This window comes from Nostoc sp. CALU 546 (assembly GCF_048836525.1).
This window is the reverse complement of record NZ_JAWJTF010000020.1, coordinates 64090-70541: the sequence shown is the minus strand read 5'-3', so window position 1 is coordinate 70541 and position 6452 is coordinate 64090. Positions and strand designations below refer to the sequence as shown.

Sequence of the window (6452 nt, the reverse complement as noted above, 5' to 3'; positions counted from 1 at the left end):
AGCAATATGCCTTTTTGCTTGCTGAATCTACCGAAATGAGAAAGCAATCAAGGGTTTTTGACTCACATCTTTAATCCAATACGTTTGGGTTAAGGGCTACTGGCAACAATTTTGGGTTTTCAAGACGCGATAAATCGCCGTTTCTACAAGACGCGATAAATTGCCGTCTCTACAAGTGTTTTGGTCTTATCTGAAATGTATTGATTTGCTTTATCGAGGATGTTGGAGGCAGATAGCGCAGCGTTAGCGAGTCCGCGAGCGTCGGGCAGTCAAGAGTAGAGGAAAACTGCCCGACGCTCCTTTCCTGAGCTACCGCTGCGCTATCTGTAACAGCCCGCGACCTAATGGAGCAAGGGTTAATGGCACTAAGAAAAGATACAGCCCTTGTTCTGACTGGTTCCCAGCCTGGAGGCTCGGAATCCATTCTGGGAGGCTCCGCCTCCAGTAGCTTGAATTGAGGCAGAGCCTCTTTTAAATACATTCCCAGCCTCCAGGCTGGGAACGAGACGACACAAGCTTTTGGGTTTTTCTTAGTGCCATTCGGTTAAAGACAAGAACTCCAAAAATTCTAGTTTTGTGGCTCTTTTTCAGGAGGGGTTTGAATCCTATAAGTGAAAAAAACCTTCTGCCTCCTGCCTCCTGCCTTCTGCCTCCTGCCTCCTGCCTCCTGCCTCCTGCCTCCTGCCTCCTTCAAACATCCTCTTAGGGTTGATAGCGGAGGCTAAAGTAAAAACCATCATCCTGAGCGTTATTACCGCGATCGCTCAGATCGATAAATGGAAATCCATAATCAAGCCGCAAAAACAGATTATCAATTCCCATTGCCTGATTCCATAATAATCCTAGGCCTGCACCCACCAAAAAAGTCTGATCGGGTAGCTGGTTGGGATTATTAGATTTATTCCAGACGGCTCCCATGTCCAGAAATGGCGCAAGTTGAATTGTGGATATTCCAGATTCGTTGCGCTGCACTGTGATCCGATCTTCGATCGCTACTCGAAATCCATTATCCCCAGAGCGGATATTTTGGCGATATCCCCTGACTGACTGTCCACCGCCAATAACGAATTGCTGTGAAGGTAAAAGGCTATCTGGTGTTAGCTGCAAGTCTGCTTGGATCAACAATAGATGATCGTTGCTGAGTTGCTGCACGCGCTGGACTTGTCCTAACCAACTGAAAAAGCGACCATCGGGGATGGGGTCATTGTTGATAGTTGCATCTAATATATCTATGCCAAAACTAAATTGCGATCGCAAAAACCAGGCTCCTTGAGGTTCGCGCCTGATATAATCTTGACCAAATTTAATTACACTGGTGCGGCTCACGCCATTGGCATCAGGCCCAATACCAAAGGGGGTTGCAAGATCATCAAAAAGGAAAGTTTGACCATCTTGATAGGTAAATCCTAAAGATAGGGCAAATTCTTCTCTGGGCGATCGCATCAATGGTTGGCGATAATTGATTTCATAAAGATCCTGGTTGGCTCGAATACCAAAGGCATCAAAGGGTGGCTCAGTGATTTCGTTGCGATTAAATGCGGCTCTAATCTGCACTTTGCCGTTCATGGCGTTAACGGGAACTTGATAGCTAAAATCAAAGGCATCGGAACCACCAGAGAGGGTGTGGTAATATGAGCCAGCTAACTCATCTCCCATACCGGTTAAATTGCGCGATCGCAATTCAATACCCAATCTTTCCGCCCCAATACTGGGAGGCGAATAATTATCTACACCCAAGCTACCAATTAAAGATTGTGCCTCTTCAACTCTGACAATGAGAATACTTTGACCAACCTTACCTGTTGGACGCAGACGTGCTTCCACATTTGTAAATAAGGGATCAAGTCGCAACAGTTTCAATTGTTCTTCGAGCTTACCAGTATTGAGAGGAGTACCAGCACCTAGTTGAATGCGACTCCGAATATAAGAAGGGTTTAATCGCCGCGTCCCTTCAATGTCAATCTCTGTCAAACGCCCTTCAATTACCCGAATTACTACAACACCATCGGCGGTACTAGATTGTTGAGTGTCTGGAACCGCTCTGGAATTTATATAGCCTTTATTTAAGTAAAGCTGGGTAATAGCATCTGCGGCTTGTCTGATTTCTTCTAAAGTCAAGTCCCGTTCTTCAAACGGTTGCACAACTGGATTAAAATCAGTTTCGTTAAATACTGTGCTATCTACAACCTGGATTTTGCGAACCCGAATGCGTTGTGGTGTTTCTGGTTGATTCGGGACACTTATTGGGGAAGGTTCTGTTTCTTGTACGATTTGTAACTCTGGCTGACTGCTATTTTGAGCCGAGTCTGGTGTAAAGTTATTTGCTGTAGCTCTAAGTCCATTTGCAGTGACAATCCAGACCGCAGGCAGAATTAGTAAGCCACACTGAAAACTGAAACTGTGCTTATTCCATGTAGTAGTTGCCAGACTCCGCCAAGTGTCTAACTGATGAGAGAAATAGACAATTCTTTGCTGAGTCATTGCTTTCGGCTTAACACTAGTTTCTGTTTCTTTGCTCATTTCTCCTCAATTGGATGCCTTGTTTAAAATAATTCGTAATTAAACTGGGTTTTATACCCAAAACTAAAGTTTTCATTCATACTTCTTCCCTCCTGCCTCCTGCTTCCTCTTATGAGTATTTCAATATCATATTTTTGACATTCAGATTTTAAAAGATTTGTAACTAAAACTATAAGTAATAACAATTTCTTCTAAGTGATAGTCCTTAGCATTATATTGTGGTGATAGGTAAAAAACTTGGGAATACTTCGATGTCACCACTGATATCCATTATCATCGTCAATTACAACCGGGAAGCTTACCTTGAAGAAGCGATCGCTAGCGTCTTAACGCAGACATGGCAAAACTTGGAGCTACTCATTTGGGATGATGGCTCTACAGATGGATCAGTGGCGATCGCTCACGCGTATGCTCAACAAGATGGACGAGTGCGGGTAATCCAAGCACACCATCAAGGAGTTGCTGCGGCTTGTAAGGTAGCAATCAGCCAAACTAGCGGCACTTACATCGGTATACTTGACAGTGATGATATCCTAGCCCCTACCGCCCTTACCCAAACTGCTAAAATCCTCAACAGCCATCCAGAAACGGGATTTGTTTACACCGACTACTTAAATATTGATCGAGATGGCAAAGTTTTTGGTTATGGCGATCGCTGTAGTATTGCCTACTCCCAAAAAGGTCTGTTAGTAAACTTCATGACGTTTCACTTCCGCCTGATGCGGCGGTCAGTTTACGACCGGGTGGGAGGTGTTAACAAATCGTTCCGCTGTGCTTATGATTATGACATTTGTCTGCGACTTTCAGAAATAGCTCAAGTCCGCCGCGTTCAAGAGCCACTTTACCTCTACCGAATTCATTCTCAAAGCATCTCTATTAGCAGAAGAACAGAACAAATACTCTGGTCTAAACGAGCGATCGCACAAGCACTTTGGCGGCGCGGATTAGCAGATAAATTACAAATCGATGTAGAATTACCCGCAGGTCGCTTCATATTACGGCGCAAAAAACCTCTACTCTCGACCATCGCCGCTTCCCTGTTAGCTATTGTGCCTCTGGTGAGTGCCCAAGCACAACAAATTATCCCTGCTGTCGATGGTACAAACACAATTGTTACACCTTATGGCAATCGACTTGATATTACCGGCGGTACAACTTCTCCTGATGGTGTTAACCTCTTCCACAGCTTTCAACAATTTGGAATTTCGCCAGAACAAATCGCCAACTTCCAAGCCAGTCCGGCGCTGCAAAATATTCTTGGTCGAATCACGGGCGGAAATGCCTCGGTTATCAATGGCTTAATTCAGGTAACAGGTGGCAATCCGAACCTCTTCTTAATGAATCCAGCCGGATTTATGTTTGGAGCAAACGCCAGTTTAAATGTGCCTAGTGCTTTCACGGTGACAACAGCCAACGGCATTGGCTTTGGCAGCAGTTGGTTCAACGCTATCGGTGTAAATGATTACACTACTTTAGTTGGAACCCCTAACGGATTTGCCTTTAGTATGAACCAACCGGGGGCGATCGCAAATTCTGGAAATTTGGCAGTAGGTATTGGCCAGAATTTGAATTTATTAGGCGGTACGGTGGTAAACACTGGGCAACTTTCAGCACCGGGAGGACAGATTTCTATCACATCCGTACCGGGACAAAATTGGGTGCGTCTCAGTCAACCAGGAAATCTGTTGAGTTTGGAAATTCAGCCCCTCGCCTCTAGTAGCAACCAACCCAATAACTGGACAATTCCCATCGCCTCAATACCAGAATTGCTCACAGTTGGGAACACTGGGTTAACTGCCAATCCCGATGGGACTGTACAACTAACAGGATCTAACGTCACGATTCCCACCGATCCAGGTACAACGATTGTTTCTGGCAGAGTAAATGTATCAAGTCAAACAGGCGGTACGGTAACGGCTTTGGGTCAGAAAGTCGCGGTGGTTAATGCCAATATAAACGCCTCTGGAACCAATGGCGGCGGTACTGTACTAATTGGCGGGGATTTCCAAGGAAAGGGGATTTTACCCAACGCAGATCAGACTTATATTGACTCCAACTCCGTCATTAATGCCGATAGCAATTTGAATGGAAATGGCGGACGGGTAATTGTTTGGGGCAACGACACAACCCAGTTTTTTGGTAACATTTCGGCTCGTGGAGGAGCAAATGCCGGAAATGGTGGTTTTGTAGAAGTATCAGGCAAAAATTTCTTAACCTTCAATGGTTTGGTAGATACTTCAGCAGCCAATGGCAGTTTTGGGACTTTATTACTAGACCCCAGCACATTAACTATTATCGATGGCGGAGCAGGGACTTTTGATGCCACCGCTGGTAACATTGCTTTTGGCGATGCAGATATTGGGGCTAATACAGTTTCATGGGGTGCGATCGCAGCTTCAGGTGCAAACATCAACTTACAAGCCACAGGCAATATTACCATCAATGACATCACCGGAGCTACACCCGGAGTCACTACCGCCGCAGGTATTGCTACATTAAACTTGGGAAATGGCGGTAGCTTCAGCCTCTCTTCACAAACTGGTTCTGTAAACTTTGTTGATCCTACCAACACGATCGCAACAACCGGAGGAGCAATAAATATTTCGGGAGCCAGCTTATTATTAGGAAATTTAGATACAAGTAATGGTGGTGGAACTATTGGCAACGTGAATTTATCTGCGATTAATGGCATCACAGTAGGTAACATTATTACCACTGGCGGGGGTTACTCTGCGGGTAATGTCAATTTGTCTGCGGGTGGTGACATTATCACAAACACCATTAATTCCTCTTCCACTGATGCAGCTGGCTCAGGTACGGCTGGCAGTGTCGTAGCAACAACTACAGGCGGCAGTATCACCACAGGAGCAATTAATTCGTCTTTAGTCAAAGAAGGAGGTGGCCAATTTACTGGCACGGCTGGTGCAGTCACCTTAACTGCCACAGATAATATCACTGTTAATGGAGGTATTAATACCTCAGCCAGCACCACCGGAGTGGATGGTGATACAAGTGCTACAGGCGGTGCAGTCAGCTTAAGCGCTACAAATAATATTACGGTGAATGACGCTATTAATGCTTCAGCGATCGCCACCGGATTTGATACAGAAGCAGCCACAGCTGGCAGCGTCACCCTACAGACTAACAGTACCGCTGGCAGCACAATTCGTTTTACGACCATCAACACACAGGCAACAACCCAGGCTGCTGGACCAGCCACTGGTGGCGATGTGCAAGTGCTGACAAATGGACTGGTTCAAGGAACAGGGACAATTTTTGAGGGAGAGAATAATACGGGTATCACCATCGCTACCGGCGGAATTTTGGATTTTGGAGAAGGAAGTTCTAGCATTACCGGAGGTACTGTCACAATTAGACATGATGGTGGCCCAGACAATGTTGCATTTACTGTACCTGATGGGCCGGGTATCAATGGCACGCGTGGAACAATTAATACTGGAAATGGTCAAAACATCAGTGGTTTTGTGAGCTTTCCAGTCTTGCCAACTGGCGGAGATGCCAGTGGCACCCCAGCCAGCATTACCATTACATCTGTCAATACCCCGCCCACACTGACAACAAACTCGCCCCTCTCATCCAATGCTGAAGCCAATCAAACCTTGAGCTTCACATTTACCGCCAGCACTAGCGATGTCAATCTAGATAATACCACCGTTGTCATTGATGCCATCCAGGCAGGAACCTTGAGACGGGGCGATACGGATTTAGCTGCGGGAGACACATTAACTATAGGTGAAACACTAAATTACACACCACCAACTGATACCACAGGGCTAATCAATGCATTCACACTTAGAGCGAGCGATGTTGTTTCATCCTCAGAACCTGTACAGGTAGCAATCAACGTGAATGTGCCTGAGATTCCTCCTGAGATTCCTCCTGAAATTCCTCCTGAGATTCCTCCTGAAATT

The 6452-nt window shown here is 45.6% G+C and carries 2 protein-coding genes; one reads left to right on the top strand and one right to left on the bottom strand.

All coding sequences use genetic code 11. From position 1 onward, the window contains the following. Positions 1-702: 702 nt before the first annotated feature. A complete protein-coding gene (locus tag RRG12_RS12770; protein ID WP_420759538.1) occupies positions 703-2520 on the bottom strand; it encodes a ShlB/FhaC/HecB family hemolysin secretion/activation protein in 1818 nt (605 codons plus the stop codon). A 251-nt stretch (positions 2521-2771) separates the two neighbouring features. Here RRG12_RS12770 and RRG12_RS12765 point away from each other — a divergent pair. Continuing rightward, positions 2772-6452 (top strand): glycosyltransferase (locus tag RRG12_RS12765; RefSeq protein WP_420759537.1); only part of this gene is annotated, 3681 nt, incomplete at its 3' end.

Bases quoted from the DNA above. Each gene is read 5' to 3' on its own strand.
- RRG12_RS12770 (WP_420759538.1), bottom strand. From the start codon at position 2,520: ATGAGCAAAGAAACAGAAACTAGTGTTAAGCCGAAAGCAATGACTCAG.